Here is a 16,034-nt window from a genome sequence, read left to right on the forward strand (position 1 = left end):
GAGGTCCTGCCGATCATCGGTCGTCGGTTCGGGCAACGAGGAGCGAGTATGCATCACCGCGCGCGCGGTGCCCCGTCCCACCCCGCGCCCGGCGACATCGGCCGGTGCACCCCTGCGTCAAGGCGGTGTCAGAAAGCATCCGCCGCCCGTACATACGGCGTTAAGGACTGCACCGTGGCGCTCCCGCACCACTCGCGGGGCGCAGGCTGGCGGCTAGGGGGTGTCTTGCCGATCGGGCCGCAGCAGGAGGTGTTCGCCGTGACCACCCTTCACCGCCCGGCGCCCGCACCCCGCCCGTACCGTCCCCGCCCCACACCGTTCCCGCGGGTGAGGCCGCCCGTCACGCACCCGGCCCGCCAGGTGCCGGATCGCACCCTCGCCCGTGATCTCGCCCTGCCGCTCGGTGCCGTGGGGGCGGCGCTGCTGGTGACCGCCCTGATGCTGACCGGCGAGACCGTCCACACATCAGCCGTGCTGGCGCTGTTCGCCCTGCTGACCGCCGCCGTGGCGCTGCGCACCCGGCCGCTTCTGGTGCCCCTCGCGGCCCTGGTGTCCTGGATGTTCTACGACGGCTTCGTGCTCCACCAGCGCTCCGAACTGGCCTTTCAGCCGCAGGACCGGACGAGCCTGCTCGTCCTCCTCCTCGCCGGCGTGCTGGGCGCGGTCTGTGCGGCCGCCGTACGGGCCGTCCGCCGGCACCCGGCGGGCTGACGGCCCGTCCGGTATACCGGCCATGGGGTGCTTGCGCTGTGCAGGGCTCAGCCCCGGCACCAGCACCTGCGGTGCCGGGCCGCGCGCCGGTACCGGGACACCGCGGCCCGCCGCCGCCGGCCCGCCGCACCCAGGAACCCGAGTCCGATGCCCAGCATCCAGATGTCCTTGGCCAGGGGAATGCCCTCCTGGGTCGGCCGCAGACTCCCCGGCTGCCGCATCCCGGGAGTCCGCAGATACAGCCCGACCAGCCCGCCGGAGAACCCGGTCAGCGCGAGTCCGGCCAGCCGGGTGGGGACGAGCGGCGCCAGCAGCGCACCGCCGACCGCGAGTTCGGAACATGCCAGCAGCCGGGTGAACTGCTCGGCGCGGATCTTGGTCAGGAACGGATAGCCCACACACGCCATGCTGTGCACGCCCTCGGCGGTCGCCCGGTCGGCCCGCAGCAGCGTCAGCCCGGAATCCAGGATGAAGGCGCCGACGGCCAGACGCGGAGCCAGGTCTCGCGCTTCGGGCAACTGCACCATGGGAGCCTCCAAGATCAGTAGTCGGCCCCCTCACCGAGCTTAGCCAGGGGGCAAGGGGGCTGCATCCGGCAGCCGCGGCGCGGGGGTACGGCGAGGGCGGGCGACAAGCGGTGACATCCTGCGGCCCGGGACCCGCGACCGGCGGCCCGCGACCGGAGACCGGCGACCCGCGACGACGCATCCGCGACCGGCGCCCGCCCCGCGTCCCCGCCCCGCACCGTCACAGCGCAGGGACGTCGTCCCACTGGTCGAGGACGTCCTCGGCCGAGTCCGGTCCGGCTTCCGGCCGGCCGCCGTCGAGGGACTGCTCGGTCCAGATGACCTTGCCGCCCGGTGTGTAACGGGTGCCCCAGCGCTGGGCGAATTGGGCGACGAGGAAGAGACCGCGGCCCCCCTCGTCCGTGGTGGCGGCCCGGCGCAGATGCGGGGAGGCGCTGGTGCCGTCGGAGACCTCGCAGATCAGGGCACGGTCGTACAGCAGCCGGACCCGGATCGGCTGGGCGCCGTAGCGGATGGCATTGGTGATCAGCTCGCTCAGGATCAGCTCGGTGGTGAAGTCGATCGCCGCCAGCCCCCAGGACTCCAGCATGCGCAGACAGCCCGCCCGGACGGGGGCGACGGCCGCCGGGTCGGAGGGCACCTCCCATTCGGCGACCCGGGCGGGCTCCAGCAGTTGGGTACGGGCCACCAGGAGGGCGATGTCATCGCTGGGGTGGTCGGGCAGCATCGCGTCGAGGACCGCCGAACAGGTCTCCTCCGGGGTGCGGTCCGCCCCGGCCGCCAGGGCCGTGCGCAGCTGCTCCAGTCCGGTGGCGATATCGCGGTCGCGGTTCTCGACCAGCCCGTCGGTGTACAGCACCAGCCGGGAGCCCTCGCTCAGCGTGAGCTCCGTGGTCTCCACCGGCACGCTGCCGCCCAGTCCCAGGGGCGGGGAGACGGGCACCTCGGGGAACGAGACGGTGCCGGCGGGGCGGATCACGGCCGGTCCGGGGTGTCCCGCGGTGGCCAGGGTGACCCGGCCGGTGACCGGATCGTAGATGGCGTACAGACAGGTCGCGCCGGTGATGCCGGTGCGTCCCAGGTGCGCCGGTACCCCGTCGGTGTCGCCGTCCGCGCCGCCGGACCAGGGCCCTTCGTCGTCGGCACCTCTGCCGCCGGTGCCGAGGCCGGCCGCCCGCGCCTCGTCCGTGTCGATGTGCGTGACCAGTTCGTCCAGGTGGTTCAGCAGCTCGTCGGGCGGCAGGTCGAGGGCGGAGAAGTTGTGGACCGCGGTCCGCAGCCGGCCCATGGTGGCGGCGGCGTGCAGCCCGTGTCCGACGACATCACCGACGACCAGCGCGACCCGGGCGCCGGGCAGCGGGATGACATCGAACCAGTCGCCGCCGACCCCGGCGTGCGCGGGCAGATAGCGGTGGGCGACCTCCAGGGCGGACTGCTCGGGCAGGGTCTGCGGCAGCAGACTGCGCTGCAGGGTGACGGCCGTGGTGTGCTCGCGGGTGTAGCGGCGGGCGTTGTCGACCGCGACCGCGGCCCGCGCGGTCAGCTCCTCGGCGAAGGCCAGGTCCTCCTCCTCGAAGGCGTCGGAGGCCGCGGACCGCCAGTAATTGACCAGTCCCAGCACCACGCCCCGGGCCTGCAGCGGTACGGCGATCAGTGACCGGATACCGGCGTCCAGCACCCGCTGGGTGCCCTCCGGATCCTGCCGCCGCCACGCGTCCGAACCGCGCAGATCACCGACGAGGACGGGCCGGCCGCTCGTCAGGCCCGTCGCCATCGGCGTACCGGGCACATAGCGGAGTACCTCGCCGACCCGGTAGATCGCCGCTTCCTCGGGGACCCCGTCGACCGCCATCCGCCGCAGTTCGGCGCTCGCCCCGGCCGCTGGTTCGTCGCCCCGCAGCACCGGCTCCAGCAGCTCGACGGTGACCACATCGGCGAACCGCGGCACCGCGACCGCGGCCAGCTCCTCGGCGGTCCGCCCCACGTCCAGCGTGGTGCCGATCCGCAGCCCCGCGTCATAGATCAGCTTCAGCCGCTCCTGGGACACGTCCGCCCGCCCGGCCAGCGCCCGCAGTTCGGTGCTGTCCCGCAGCGTCACCACGGTCCCGGCGGCCCCGCCGTGGGGGCCGGTCGGCCGTACGTTCACCGCGAGCAGCCGGTCGCCCGCCAGCAGCACCTCGTCCGTCGCCTCCCGCCCCGATGAGAGCAGCGCGCTCAGCTGCGGTTCCAGGCCGAGATCGGTGACCGGGCGCCGTTCGGCGTCCGCGGGCAGTTCGAGCAGCCGCCGGGCCTCGTCGTTGGCCAGCAGCAGCCGCCCGTCACTGCTGAGGATCAGCACGCCCTCCCGTACGGCGTGCAGCACCGCGTCGTGGTGGTCGTACCTCCGCCGCATCTCGGCCGGATCCAGTCCGCGCGTCTGCCGGCGCAGCCGACGGCTCACCAGGGCGGCCCCGCCGGTCACCAGGAGCAGCGCCCCGGCGGCGGAACCGAGCAGCAGCGGCAGCTGGTCCACCACCTGTGCGTTCGCCCGCTGGACGCGGATCCCGGACACCGGCCCGACGAGCTCGCCGCTGCGTTCGAGCACCGGGGCCGTCGTGTGCGCCGCAGGGCTCCGGGCCGCCTCCGCCCGCGGCTGCGGCAGTGCGCCGGGGTCGGCGGACCGCATGGCGGCGCGGGTGCCCGGCGCATGGGCGAAGGACTCGGCCCCGACGACCGAGAGCTGACGGGCCTCCCGGGTGCTCGCGTCCTGTGCCTGGAAGACGAGCGCCAGGACGGCCGCGACGACCAGCAGCACCGCGAGGGCGAGCTGCAGCACCCATACCCGGCCCGCGACGCCGTGACCGTTCAGCAGCGAGCGCAGGCGCTGTCCCGGGGAGCGTGGTGACGCCGGAGAATCGTCACCTTCTCGCCCGAAAATTTCCGTCATGACCCATATTTAGCATTGTGCTCCACCGCGGGGTGATCGGCCGTCCCGGCGCCGTGCGCTTCCGCAGCGCCTCGCTCCTGCGCTATTGAGCGATGCTCAGCCGCTCTCTATGCTCGGCGCGTCCGATGCAGTCCGTGGTACGAGCCGCCGCACGCCAGGAGCCCGGATGACCTTCAACCTCGCGACCGCCCTCCGTGAGTCCCGCCGGTCCCACCCCGACAAACCCCTGTGCCACCTCGCAGACCGGACCGCCACCTACGCCCAGGCCGACGAGGCGTCCGGCCGTATCGCGGCCACCCTGCGGGGGCTCGGCCTCCGGCCGGGCGCCAAGGTCGCCGTCCACCTGCCCAACGTGCCGCAGTTCCTGTTCACGTATTACGGGATCCTCAAGGCGGGGCTGGTCATGGTCCCCCTCAACCCCCTGCTGAAGGCCCCCGAGATCGCCTATCACCTACAGGACTCCGAGTCCCGACTCCTCGTCACCTTCGAGGAGTTCGCGGCGGAGGCCGTCAAGGGGGCAGAGCTGGCCGGCGGCGTCGGCACCTATGTCGTCCACCCGCCGGGCAGCGACCGGAGGATCGCGGGCACCCGTCATCACGACGAGCTCTACGCCGCCGACGACACCGGCGAGATCGCGCCGACCAGCGCCGATGACACCGCCGTGCTGCTCTACACCAGCGGGACCACCGGCCGCCCCAAGGGTGCCGAGCTCACCCACTTCCAGCTCCACATGAACTGCACCGTCTCCGGCGAGCTGTTCGGCTTCCGCCCGGACGACATCGCCCTCGCCGTGCTGCCGCTCTTCCATGTCTTCGGTCTCTCCAGCGTCCTCAACATGGCCGTACGCCACGGCGGCACCCTCGCCCTGGTACCGCGGTTCGGGACCGACGCGGTGCTCGACGCCCTCGAACGGCACCGCTGCACGGTCTTCGCCGGCGTCCCGACCATGTACGCGGCCCTGCTGCAGGCCGACACCGTCAAACGGGACCTCGGCGCACTGCGCGTCGGTGTCTCCGGCGGTGCGGCGATGCCCGGCGAGGTCATCCGTGCCTTCGAGGAGAAGTTCCCCGGCGTGGTGATCCTGGAGGGCTACGGGCTCTCCGAGACGGCCAGCACCGCGACCTTCAACATCAGCGCGGAGCAGCGCAAGGTGCTCTCGATCGGCAAGCCGATCTGGGGCGTCGAGGTCCGGATCGTCGACCCGTCCGGCGCCGAACTGCCGCCGGGTCCCGAGCATGTGGGCGAGATCCTCGTCCGCGGCCACAACGTCATGAAGGGCTACCACCGGCGCCCCGAGGAGACCGCCGAGGCGCTGCGCGACGGCTGGCTGCACACCGGAGACCTCGGACACCGCGACGAGGACGGCTACTTCTTCGTCGTCGACCGCAAGAAGGACCTCGTCATACGGGGCGGCTACAACGTCTATCCGCGCGAGGTCGAGGAGGTCCTGCACACCCATCCCGCCGTCGCCGAGGCCGCGGTCATCGGCCGCCCCGACGACCGGCTCGGCGAGGAGGTCATCGCCGTGGTCAGCCTCAAACGGGACACGACGGCCACCGCCGAGGACCTCACCGCCCACTGCAAGGAGCGGCTGGCCGCCTACAAGTACCCCCGCGAGATCCGCATCGTCGACGAACTGCCCAAGGGCCCCACCGGCAAGATCCTCAAGAAGGCACTGCGCGCCGGGTGAACCGGGGGCGCATCCGGAACGAGTTCCGGATGCGCCCGCACCCAGCCGTCGCGCCGTGCCGCTCGTCCGCGTCGTTGTCAGTGGCCTGTGCAAGGCTGAGGAGCATGGGAATGACACCGGACGGGCGGCCCGTTCCGCCCCCGCACGCAGATGAACGCACCATGCTGGAGAGCTGGTTGGAGTTCCACCGCGCCACGCTCCCGCTGAAGTGCGCGGGCCTGGACGACCGGCAGGTCCGCCAGGCCTCGGTGGCCCCGTCCACCATGACGCTGCTGGGCCTGGTCCAGCATCTGGCGGAGGTCGAACGCAACTGGTTCCAGCGGGTGTTCGCCGGACAGGACATACCGCCGGTGTACGAGGCGCAGAAGGGTGACGGGTTCATCCTCGCCCCCGACCGCGGGATCGACGAGGCGCTGGCCGACTGGCGCGCGGAGGTCGCCCGGAGCCGCGAGCTGACCGCCACCGCTTCGCTCGACGACTCCGGCACCCTCTCGGAGCGGGAGGCCGGTTTCGTCGGGGACCAGGGGGTGTCGCTGCGCTGGATCCTGGTCCACATGATCGAGGAGTACGCACGCCACAACGGCCATGCGGATCTGCTCAGGGAGCGCATCGACGGTGTCACGGGCGCTTGAGGCCTGGAGGTCTGGAGGCCTGAGGGGCTTCTGGGGGAGGGGCACGCCGGGGCACGGCTGAGCGATGACCTCCCACGGCCGCCCGGCCGCCCGGCCGCCCGGACCCGGCCGCCCGGACCCGGCCGCCCGGCCGCCCGGGCACCGCGTCCGGGCGGCGCGTGGCGCACCACTGAAAACCGGGGCCGAATAAATGGCTGGCGCCGACGCGCGGGACCGGTCTACAGTCTGCAGCGTTCGGGAGGACGGCCGGAGGCTGTCGCCGTCGGCTGTGGAGAAATGCGGGAGGTGAGTACTGATGACTGTCGTTGCGCAGGGCGCTGCCCGCATCCAGAAGATCATCAACTCCCTCCCTGTGGTCTCCGGCTGACTCGACGTCACTCTTCTTCGCGTGCGCCTCGCGCGCACGGCCGGGACCGCTCCTTCTCGAAGGGCCATCCCGTTGTTCGACCTCACTCTCTCTGCTGCGCACCCGCTGACCGCCTATGGCTGGGACGACGGGTTCGCGCGGAGTTTCACCCCCTTTGCCGGGCCGGGGCTGGTGCCCGGCCGTATCGTCCGTGTGGACCGCGGCCGGGTGGACGCCGTCGTGGCGCACGGCGACGGCACCCGTACCGTTCTGGCGGACACCGCGCTGGTGGCGACCCGCGACCCGATGCGGGTGCCGTGCACCGGCGACTGGGCCGTGATCGACCTGGAGAACGGGCGCAGCGGCGACCATGTCGACGGTGTCGTACGGACGTTGCTGCCGCGCCGGACCGCGTTCGTACGGTCGACCTCGTCGAAGCGTTCCGAGGGCCAGGTGCTGGCCACCAACATCGATCACATCGTCATCTGTGTCTCGCTCGCGGACCAGTTGGACCTCGGGCGGATCGAGCGGTTCCTCGCACTGGCGATGTCCAGCGCGGGCGCCGAGGGCCCGCCGCACGCCTCCGGGCTCGCCACGGAGGGCGGCGCGCAGCCGGTGGTCGTGCTGACCAAGGCGGATCTGGCCGGGGACCCGGACGGTCTGGCGTATCTCATCGAGGATGCCGAGGCCGCGGCGCCCGGGGTACAGGTGCTGGCGGTCAGCTCGACGACCGGGGACGGGCTCGATGTGCTCGCCGCCGTACTCGCGGGCGGTACGTCCGTCCTGCTGGGGCAGTCCGGTGCAGGCAAGTCCACGCTGGTCAACGCCCTGCTCGGCGAGAGCGTCCAGCTGGTGCAGGCCAACCGTGACCGGGACGGCAAGGGCCGGCACACCACGACCACCCGTGATCTGCGGGCGCTGCCCGGCGGCGGGGTGCTGATCGATACCCCCGGGCTGCGCGGCGTCGGGATGTGGGATGCCGAGTCCGGGCTCGCCCGGACGTTCTCGGATGTCGAGACGCTGGCCGAGGAGTGCCGCTTCCACGACTGTGCGCACCGGGCGGAGCCCGGCTGCGCCGTCCAAGAGGCCGTCGAATGCGGGGAGTTGCCCGCCCGTCGGCTGGAGAGCTACCGGAAGCTGCAGCGTGAGAACCAGCGCATCGTGGCGAAGACGGACGCCCGGGTGCGCGCCGAGCTCCGCCGCGACTGGAAGCAGAAGCAGGCGCTGGGCCGGCACCTGATGGAGCGGAAGCGGGGGCCGCAGAGGTGAGGTGAGGGGAGGGAGGGCCGCCCGGCATCGGCCCTCCCTGCCCGAACGCCACGTCCGATTTCCGCCAGCCGGGGCGCCGCGCCCGGCGCACACTGAGGGCGTGAGGGACGACGAGGCCAGGTACGAAGCGGTGACCAGCCGGGATGCCCGGTTCGACGGGGAATTCTTCTTCGCCGTGGTGACGACCGGTATCTACTGCCGGCCGAGCTGCCCGGCGGTCACTCCCAAGCGGGTGAATGTGCGGTTCTTCCCGTCGGCCGCCGCCGCGCAGGCGGCCGGTTTCCGGGCCTGCCGCCGCTGCCGGCCGGACGCCGTGCCGGGGTCCGCCGAGTGGAATGTGCGCGCCGACCTGGTCGGCCGGGCCGTGCGGCTGATCGGGGACGGCGTGGTCGACCGGGAGGGCGTCGGCGGACTGGCGCGGCGGCTGGGATACAGCCCGCGACAGGTGCAGCGGCAGCTGACCGCGGAGCTGGGCGCGGGACCGGTGGCGCTGGCACGGGCCCGCCGGGCACACACCGCGCGGGTACTGCTGCAGACCACCGCGCTGCCGGTCACCGAGCTGGCGTTCGCCGCCGGGTTCGCCAGCATCCGTCAGTTCAACGACACGATCCGGGAGATCTACGCGGGCACGCCCAGCGAGCTGCGGGCGGCGGCCGGGAACGGGGGTGCCGTCGCCCGCCGTACCACCGCGGCCGCGCCGGGAGCCGGGGCCGGGCGGCCGGGAGACGGCTTCGCGGACCGCTCCGCAGGCGGATCCGCGGACCGCTCCGCGCCCGCCGGCATCCCGCTCCGGCTCGCCTACCGCGGCCCGTACGCGGCCGCAGAGATCTTCGACTTTCTGCAGCTGCGGGCGGTGCCGGGGGTCGAGGAGATCCGCGGCACCCGCGGGGAGCGCACCTACCGCCGTACGCTGCGGCTCACCCACGGCAGCGGTATCGCCGAGGTCGACGAGCCCGCCGGGCCGCGCCGGAGGCGTCGCCCACCGGCGGGCCTGGTGTGCCCGGCGGCCCGCGGCACGGACGGCGGCTGGCTGGAGTGCCGTCTGCGGCTGACCGACCTGCGGGATCTGTCGACGGCCGTACAGCGCCTCCGTCGTCTGTTCGACCTGGACGCCGACCCGTATGCGGTCGCCGAGAGGCTCGGAGCCGATCCGCTGCTCGGCCCGCTGGTGGCCGAACGGCCGGGCCTGCGGTCACCCGGCGCCGCGGACCCCGAGGAACTGGCGGTACGGACCGTGCTCGGCGGCCCGCCGGAACACGCCGCCGCGCTGGTGCGGAAGTACGGCAAACCGCTGGACGCGGCGGACGGCGGCCTCACCCACCTCTTCCCGGCGCCCGGGAACCTGACCGGCGCCGAGGTCGCGGAACCGGTGCGCACGCTGTGCACCGCACTCGCCGACGGCACCGTCACGCTGGACGCGGGCGCGGACCGCGGCGCCACCGAGCGGGCGCTGGCCGCCCTGCCCGGAGTCGGCCCGCGCGCCGCCGCGTACCTCAGGATGCGGGCGCTGGGCGACCCCGACGTGGGGACGACGCCGGGGAGCGACCAGGAACAGGGCGCGATGGCGGGTCCGGCCGCATGGCGGCCCTGGGGCGCCTACGCCCTGCACCATCTCTGGCGCGCCGGGCTGCTGCCGGCCGGCGAGATGTCTATCCCGAACGGGACGCCCAGGCCGAACGGGACACCCATCCCGGACGGGACACCCATCCCGGACGGGACACCCATCCCGAACGGGACACCCAGGCCGGACGAGGGGCCCGGGGCGGGGGAGCCGTCAGGGCCGAGGGAGCCGTCAGCGTCGGCGGAGATGCCCGGGGCAGAGAACCCGTCATCGTCGGCGGAACCACCCACGTACGCCACCGCCGGCCGGGCCGTCTGACGCCTCAGCCCACGCGCACCCCACGGCCGGCCGGTCCGGTCAGCCCGCCACCACGGCCCGGGTCCGGTCAGCCCGTCACCACGGCCCCGGTCCGGTCAGCCCGCCACCACGGCCCCGATCCAGGCGCCGACCACCAGCAGACAGGCGAACAGCTCGACCAGCACGCTCAGCCCGATCGCGCGCAGGGCCGTACGGGTCGAGGCCCAGGCATCGCCATGGCTGCCGAGCCGGATCCGCTCCAGCAGATAGAGACCGCCGACCGATCCCAGCACCCCGCCGATGACCGGAATCACGAAGAACCCCACGATGCCGGCCACCCCCGCCAGGAACAGGGCCCGGTACGGCGTCCCCACGGCCCGCAGATTGCGGGCCGGCAGCAGCCACTTCAGCACCTGATTGAGCAGCAGCAGGGCGGTGGCGGCCATGAGCACCACCCAGGCGAGCGCGGACTTCTCGGACAGCGTCCACCACATCACGCCCGCCCAGACGATCAGCGGCCCGGGAATACCGGGCACCAGCACCCCGAGCAGCCCGAGCAGCATCACCAGACCGGCCGTGACCAGCTGCCACACACTCATACGGCGGCCACACTTCGCCCGGCCCGCCCACCCTCGCTCCGTCCAGGCCTGCCCGCCGTCCGCTCGCCGCACGCGCTCATGCGCCGCGCCACACTTCGCCCGGCCCGCTTGCCTTCGCGAAGCGCGCACCCCGTCCCTGCCCGTTCGCCGCACTCGCTCACGTGCCGGCCTCACACCCGGCGGGCGCACGCCCCGTGACGGCTCGTACGCTGCACACTCTCATGGGCCCAGCGTGCCGGAAGCGGCCCGGAAGTGCTTGCCGGGCGGGCGGCCGGAGCGCGGGTGGCCGGAGGCCGCGGCGGACGGAACGGTCACACCGCGGCCGAACTGACCGCCGCCCACGGCGATTCGGTCAGCCGGTCCGTGGGCCACGCCGCTGACATGCGCTGTTCACCGACTCCGCCGGACGGTCACTCTTGGGAGGCCGACCGCCCGGTGGACGCTCTTTCGCGCCCTGTTGAGTGCGCGGCCGCGCAGGGACAATACGGCGCATGAACCAGCAGGGGGCCGGGTGCGGCCAGGAGGACGACTGGTGGCGGCAGTTGTACGGCGAGGGAGGGGGAGAGGAGACCCCGGGACGCGCCGCGATGCGTGATGCCGGGCCGTCCGACGCCCCGGACACCCTCGATGACCGGGTCGCCTCGGCGCTCCGGGCGGTGGCCCCGCCACGGCGGGGCGCCCCCGCACCGCAGCCGCCCCCGGCCCGCCCCACGGCCTCCCCGCCGGCACCGATCCCGCTCCAGGCCACCGGGCCGGGCTCACGCCCGGCGTCCCGTGCCAGGACCGCCGCCCCGTCCGCGCCCGAGCCACCCCGCGATATCCCCGAACCAGCCACCACCGGGGTCACCGGCGACCGGCCGCCGCTGTCCGAACCCGAACTGGGTCCCCTGCCCGCCGCCGATCCGGCCGCACTTGACGAACTTGTCCCGGACACCGCGCTGGACGGCGCCCGGTACGGCTCACTGACCCTGCTCGCCGCCTCCCAGCGCGGCGACCTCGCCCGCCACCGAGGTGACGTACGCCGCGACGCCCTGCTCACCGCCCGCTTCGGGGCCGGCCGGCACGCCCTGATCCTGGTCGCCGTCGCCACCGGCCGGCCGGCCGCCGAGGGCGCCCAACGCGCCGCCCATGACGCCTGCGCCTGGATCGGCGGCGCGGTCGGCCGCAGTTACACCCGACTGGCGGAGGACATCCGTACGGACCACCGCAGCGCCCTCAAATCCGGGCTGCAGCGGCTCACCGACCGCAGCTACGGCAGGCTGCGCGGCCGGGCACGGGAGCTGGACGTCGCACCGGAGCGGTACACGGCCGCGCTGCGCTGTCTGCTGCTGCCCGCCGACCCGGACTGCCGTACCCGGGTGTTCTTCGGTATCGGCGCGGGCGGTCTCTTCCGGCTCCGTGACGGTGCCTGGGAGGACCTGGAGCCCCCGCTGCCGGAACAGTCCGCGAAGGAGGGACCGGACGGCACCGGCGGACGGCTCCGTTCCGCCTCCGGCCGGTCGCCGGCCGACGGCTCCGACGGGGCCGAGCCGTTCCTCTTCCGGACGGCCTTCGCCCGTCCGGGGGACACTCTGCTGCTGTGCAGCGCCGGTCTCGCCGAGCCGCTGCAGCAGGAGCCCGCGTTCGCCGCTCGGCTGGCCGGACAGTGGTCAGCCGAGCCTCCGGGCCTGGTGGCCTTCCTCGCCGCGGCCCAACTGCGGGTGGCGGGCCACCCGAAGGACCGTACGGCCGTCGGGGTGTGGGAGTCGTAGCGGCGGGCACACGCGGTCCCGGGGTGCGGGCCGGCAGGAGCGGCGCAGCGGAGGCGGCCGGGGCACCCCATGGGTTTCATGGGACCAGACCCCACCGCGTCAGCGGACGTCACCCACCCGTCGAAGGAGCGAGCACGACATGGCGAAGCAGACCGTGGCCGAGCAGTTCGTGGACATCCTCGTGCGGGCGGGGGTGCAACGGCTCTACGGCGTCGTCGGCGACAGCCTGAACCCGGTGGTGGACGCCATCCGCCGCAACTCCGCCATCGACTGGATCCAGGTCCGCCACGAGGAGGCCGCCGCCTTCGCGGCCGGGGCGGAAGCGCAGCTCACCGGCTCCCTCGCGGCCTGCGCCGGCTCCTGCGGCCCCGGCAATCTGCACCTCATCAACGGTCTGTTCGACGCCCACCGCTCCATGGCCCCGGTCCTCGCCCTGGCCTCCCACATCCCCTCCAGCGAGATCGGCACCACCTTCTTCCAGGAGACCCACCCCGACCGGCTGTTCACCGAGTGCAGCCACTACAGCGAGCTGATCTCCAGCACCAAGCAGATGCCGAGGGTGCTGCAGACCGCGATCCAGCACGCCATCGGACAGAGCGGCGTCGCGGTCGTCTCCCTCCCCGGCGACATCGCCGCCGAGCAGGCCCCCGAGCGCGCGATCGAACATGCCCTGGTCACCTCGCGTCCGTCCGTGCGTCCCGGAGACGCCGAGATCGAGAAGCTGGCCCGGATGATCGACGAGGCCGACAAGGTCACGCTGTTCTGCGGCAGCGGCACGGCGGGCGCGCACGCCGAGGTGATGGAGTTCGCCGAGCGGGTGAAGTCCCCGGTCGGACATGCGCTGCGCGGCAAGGAATGGATTCAGTACGACAACCCCTTTGACGTGGGCATGAGCGGACTGCTCGGCTACGGCGCGGCCTACGAGGCCACCCATGAGTGCGATCTGCTGATCCTGCTCGGCACGGACTTCCCGTACAACGCGTTCCTGCCCGATGACGTCAAGATCGTCCAGGTGGACGTCCGGCCCGAACACCTGGGCCGCCGCACCACGCTCGAACTGGCCGTCTGGGGCGATGTCCGCGAGACCCTGCGCGGTCTGATCCCCAAGGTCCGGCCGAAGCCGGACCGCAGGTTCCTCGACCGGATGCTGAAGAAGCACGCCGACGCGCTGGAAGGCGTGGTCAAGGCCTACACCCGCAAGGTCGAGAAGCACACCCCGATCCACCCCGAGTACGTCGCCTCCGTCCTGGACGAGGAGGCCGCCGACGACGCCGTCTTCACGGTCGACACCGGCATGTGCAACGTCTGGGCCGCCCGCTACCTCACCCCCAACGGCCGCCGCCGGGTGATCGGTTCGTTCAGCCACGGCTCGATGGCCAACGCGCTGCCGCAGGCGATCGGCGCCCAGTTCATCGACCGCGGACGCCAGGTCGTCTCCATGTCGGGCGACGGCGGTTTCTCGATGCTGATGGGCGACTTCCTCACCCTGGTCCAGTACGACCTGCCGGTGAAGGTGGTGCTGTTCAACAACTCCTCACTGGGCATGGTGGAACTGGAGATGCTGGTCTCCGGTCTGCCGTCGTACGGCACCACCAACCAGAACCCGGACTTCGCGGCCATCGCCCGCGCGGCCGGGGCACACGGCGTCCGGGTGGAGAAGCCCAAGCATCTGCGCGCCGCCCTGCGCGACGCCTTCCGCCACAAGGGCCCGGCACTGGTCGACATCGTCACCGACCCCAACGCCCTGTCCATCCCGCCGAAGATCAGCGCCGAGATGGTGTCCGGCTTCGCCCTGTCGGCCGGAAAAATGGTCCTGGACGGCGGAGTCGGCCGCATGCTCCAGATGGCCCGCTCCAACTTGCGCAACATTCCCAGGCCTTAGGCGCTGTCCGGCGGATCATCTGCCGATGCGCGCCACCCCGACTGCGCCCGGAACCGGCTGGAGGGACGAGAAGCCGCTCGATCTCATGCTGGCTCACCGGTCGTTGCAGTTCCGGCCCTCCCGCTGGAAGCGGTTGCGCGACCGCATCACTGCGGGAAACGCTCCCCGCGAGCTACGGACCGCCGGCGTGCCGGAGAGCGACGTGCTGCCCGACCAGGAGGTCGACCAGGGGCTTCTGGGCAGGCAGCGGAACGGGGACCTGCTCCGCCAACGCGTCCACGCCGAGACGCTGTTCCTTACCGGCACCACGAGGGCGTTCAGAGAATCGGCCCGGCCCGTCTTCGCCGTGACGAAGGAGGGTCCGCCCACCGCCGCGACCGAGTTGTACCTTCCGGGCCCGGGTTGCAACTACCACACCTGCCGGGGTCTGTACGTCTGGAAGAATCCGCATGCGCACGACCGGGAACACATCCATGTGGTGTTCTCTCCCCACTGGGTGAAATGAGCGGCACGCACGACGCACGCACGACCGCTCCTGCCTCTCTGCCCTTCGGACTCTCGACCCCGAAGCATGATCCGCCGGACAGCGCCGGGCGGGTCCGCCCTGGCGCCCGACGACCGTCAGGTGGTCGCCACCAGCAGATCCTCGCCGCTTGACGGGCGAAGGCCGTCGGGCCGCTCGGCGAAGTAGCGTACGGCGAGCGCGGCTCCCGGCACGTGGTGGGCGTCCTCGAAGCCGGCGTCGCGGGCCAGTGCCAGCATCTCCTGCGGGGTGTAGAAGCTGATGAACGGCGTTCCGGCTGCTTGCGCCTGTGGCTTGGTGGCCTCCAGCGCGGGGCGGTCGGCGTCGTCCACGAGGTCGGTCGGCAGCATGAATGTCATGGCGAGCGTCGAGCCGGGGGAGAGCCCGGCGAGCCGCCGCAGGGTCGCCGCGTTGGCGTCCTTGGTGAGGTACATGGTGACGCCGGCGCAGACCACGACCGCCGGCCGGCCGGGATCGAAGCCGGCGTCGGACAGCTGCTCCCACCAGTCCCCGCCTGCCTCGAAGTCGACGGGCACCAGACGCAGCCAGTCGGGGATCCCGTAGCCGAGTTCGATCAGGCGTTGGCGCTTCCAGGCCTGCGTGGCCGGCTGGTCGATCTCGAACACCCTTAGGCGGGCGGCGATGTCCGGCCTCCGCTGGGCAAAGGTGTCCAGCCCGGCCCCCAGGACGACGTACTGGGCGACGCCGTGACCGGCCTGCTCGACAACCAGGTCCTCGATGAAACGGGCACGGGCCACAATGGCCGCCCGGAACGGGCTCGTGCCGCGCGGGTCCATGTCCGGGCGCCGCCGCCATCCCTCCTCAGGGGCCGCGAGCTGCAGTCCGATCTCGTCCTCGATCACATGGGGCGGCGAGTCGACCTGCACATGCATCGCCCGCCAGAGGGCGACCCGCACCGCGGTGCCGTCCGGTACCTCGCTCTGCTCGTCTGCCACGATGTCCCTCCCCCCACGGTCAGTTCTTGGCCGGAGCCTGCAGGCTCCACAGACGTCCGTCGGGGTCACGGACCGTCATCTCCGTGGTCCCGTAATGGGTGTCCTCCCACGGCGTGACCACCTCGACGGCAGGATCGGGACGGAGCGCCTCCGCATCGCTCACCCCCAGCACGATCCGCGTCCGGGGCTCCCGGTCCTCGGGGACCTCGGCGATGAAGACGTAGGGACCGTCTCCCTTGCGGAGTTGGCCGGAGCTGTGGTCGGTCGAGAACTCCAGCTCGAAGCCCAGTGCCTGGAAGAACTGTGCTGCCTTGCCCCAGTTGTGCGTCTCCAGGAACACGGCCTCGATGCCTTCGGTCGCCAT

13 protein-coding genes are annotated in these 16,034 nt (G+C 72.8%); 8 read left to right on the forward strand and 5 right to left on the reverse strand.

Annotated features, from left to right (window positions below; translation table 11 throughout):
- The first annotated feature begins 258 nt into the window (after positions 1–258).
- Complete coding sequence (locus NUT86_RS31825; protein WP_274738723.1) at positions 259–711, forward strand: DUF4118 domain-containing protein; 453 nt, start codon at positions 259–261, stop codon at positions 709–711.
- A 47-nt stretch (positions 712–758) separates the two neighbouring features.
- Here the strand turns inward: NUT86_RS31825 and NUT86_RS31830 are convergent, their stop codons facing one another.
- A complete protein-coding gene (locus tag NUT86_RS31830; RefSeq protein WP_148591587.1) occupies positions 759–1,238 on the reverse strand; it encodes a hypothetical protein in 480 nt (159 codons plus the stop codon).
- A 220-nt stretch (positions 1,239–1,458) separates the two neighbouring features.
- Entirely contained in the window at positions 1,459–4,164 is a 2,706-nt protein-coding gene (locus NUT86_RS31835; RefSeq protein WP_274738724.1) for a SpoIIE family protein phosphatase, read from the reverse strand.
- Between the two features lie 166 nt (positions 4,165–4,330).
- Between NUT86_RS31835 and NUT86_RS31840 the strand changes: the two genes are divergently transcribed.
- The 4 genes from NUT86_RS31840 to NUT86_RS31855 all read left to right on the forward strand — a co-directional run bounded on the left by NUT86_RS31840 (position 4,331) and on the right by NUT86_RS31855 (position 9,980).
- On the forward strand, positions 4,331–5,854 hold the full coding sequence (locus NUT86_RS31840) for a long-chain-fatty-acid--CoA ligase (protein ID WP_274738725.1): 1,524 nt from the start codon (positions 4,331–4,333) through the stop codon (positions 5,852–5,854).
- A 104-nt stretch (positions 5,855–5,958) separates the two neighbouring features.
- Entirely contained in the window at positions 5,959–6,486 is a 528-nt protein-coding gene (locus NUT86_RS31845; protein ID WP_159485466.1) for a DinB family protein, read from the forward strand.
- A gap of 439 nt (positions 6,487–6,925) precedes the next feature.
- A complete protein-coding gene (gene rsgA / locus NUT86_RS31850) occupies positions 6,926–8,101 on the forward strand; it encodes a ribosome small subunit-dependent GTPase A (RefSeq protein WP_159485464.1) in 1,176 nt (391 codons plus the stop codon).
- Positions 8,102–8,201: 100 nt separating this feature from the next.
- Positions 8,202–9,980: a DNA-3-methyladenine glycosylase 2 family protein gene (locus NUT86_RS31855; protein WP_274738726.1), complete on the forward strand. Its 1,779-nt coding sequence runs from the start codon at positions 8,202–8,204 to the stop codon at positions 9,978–9,980.
- 95 nt (positions 9,981–10,075) lie between these two features.
- Here the strand turns inward: NUT86_RS31855 and NUT86_RS31860 are convergent, their stop codons facing one another.
- Entirely contained in the window at positions 10,076–10,558 is a 483-nt protein-coding gene (locus NUT86_RS31860) for a DUF456 domain-containing protein (protein ID WP_274738727.1), read from the reverse strand.
- 491 nt (positions 10,559–11,049) lie between these two features.
- Here NUT86_RS31860 and NUT86_RS31865 point away from each other — a divergent pair, with 491 nt between their 5' ends.
- The 3 genes from NUT86_RS31865 to NUT86_RS31875 all read left to right on the forward strand — a co-directional run bounded on the left by NUT86_RS31865 (position 11,050) and on the right by NUT86_RS31875 (position 14,696).
- Positions 11,050–12,309: a protein phosphatase 2C domain-containing protein gene (locus tag NUT86_RS31865; protein WP_274738728.1), complete on the forward strand. Its 1,260-nt coding sequence runs from the start codon at positions 11,050–11,052 to the stop codon at positions 12,307–12,309.
- A 139-nt stretch (positions 12,310–12,448) separates the two neighbouring features.
- A complete protein-coding gene (locus NUT86_RS31870) occupies positions 12,449–14,191 on the forward strand; it encodes a pyruvate dehydrogenase (RefSeq protein WP_018089034.1) in 1,743 nt (580 codons plus the stop codon).
- A 25-nt stretch (positions 14,192–14,216) separates the two neighbouring features.
- The gene (locus NUT86_RS31875; RefSeq protein WP_274738729.1) at positions 14,217–14,696 is read left to right on the forward strand and encodes a hypothetical protein; all 480 of its coding nucleotides are present in this window, start codon (positions 14,217–14,219) and stop codon (positions 14,694–14,696) included.
- 116 nt (positions 14,697–14,812) lie between these two features.
- Here NUT86_RS31875 and NUT86_RS31880 read toward each other — a convergent pair whose 3' ends face one another.
- Together NUT86_RS31880 and NUT86_RS31885 are read right to left on the reverse strand one after the other, a co-directional pair.
- A complete protein-coding gene (locus tag NUT86_RS31880) occupies positions 14,813–15,670 on the reverse strand; it encodes a class I SAM-dependent methyltransferase (protein ID WP_274738730.1) in 858 nt (285 codons plus the stop codon).
- 19 nt (positions 15,671–15,689) lie between these two features.
- Positions 15,690–16,034: a VOC family protein gene (locus NUT86_RS31885; protein WP_274738732.1), complete on the reverse strand. Its 345-nt coding sequence runs from the start codon at positions 16,032–16,034 to the stop codon at positions 15,690–15,692.

It is taken from the genome of Streptomyces sp. G7(2002), from assembly GCF_028870195.1.
In the GTDB taxonomy this organism is placed as follows: Bacteria; Actinomycetota; Actinomycetes; order Streptomycetales; family Streptomycetaceae; genus Streptomyces; species Streptomyces nigrescens.

Coding starts and splice junctions, on each gene's coding strand:
- NUT86_RS31865 (WP_274738728.1), top strand. CDS start 11,050: ATGAACCAGCAGGGGGCCGGGTGCGGCCAGGAGGACGACTGGTGGCGG.
- NUT86_RS31860 (WP_274738727.1), bottom strand. CDS start 10,558: ATGAGTGTGTGGCAGCTGGTCACGGCCGGTCTGGTGATGCTGCTCGGG.
- NUT86_RS31830 (WP_148591587.1), bottom strand. CDS start 1,238: ATGGTGCAGTTGCCCGAAGCGCGAGACCTGGCTCCGCGTCTGGCCGTC.
- NUT86_RS31835 (WP_274738724.1), bottom strand. CDS start 4,164: ATGACGGAAATTTTCGGGCGAGAAGGTGACGATTCTCCGGCGTCACCA.
- NUT86_RS31845 (WP_159485466.1), top strand. CDS start 5,959: ATGGGAATGACACCGGACGGGCGGCCCGTTCCGCCCCCGCACGCAGAT.
- NUT86_RS31870 (WP_018089034.1), top strand. CDS start 12,449: ATGGCGAAGCAGACCGTGGCCGAGCAGTTCGTGGACATCCTCGTGCGG.
- NUT86_RS31840 (WP_274738725.1), top strand. CDS start 4,331: ATGACCTTCAACCTCGCGACCGCCCTCCGTGAGTCCCGCCGGTCCCAC.
- NUT86_RS31875 (WP_274738729.1), top strand. CDS start 14,217: ATGCGCGCCACCCCGACTGCGCCCGGAACCGGCTGGAGGGACGAGAAG.
- NUT86_RS31885 (WP_274738732.1), bottom strand. CDS start 16,034: ATGGCGACCGAAGGCATCGAGGCCGTGTTCCTGGAGACGCACAACTGG.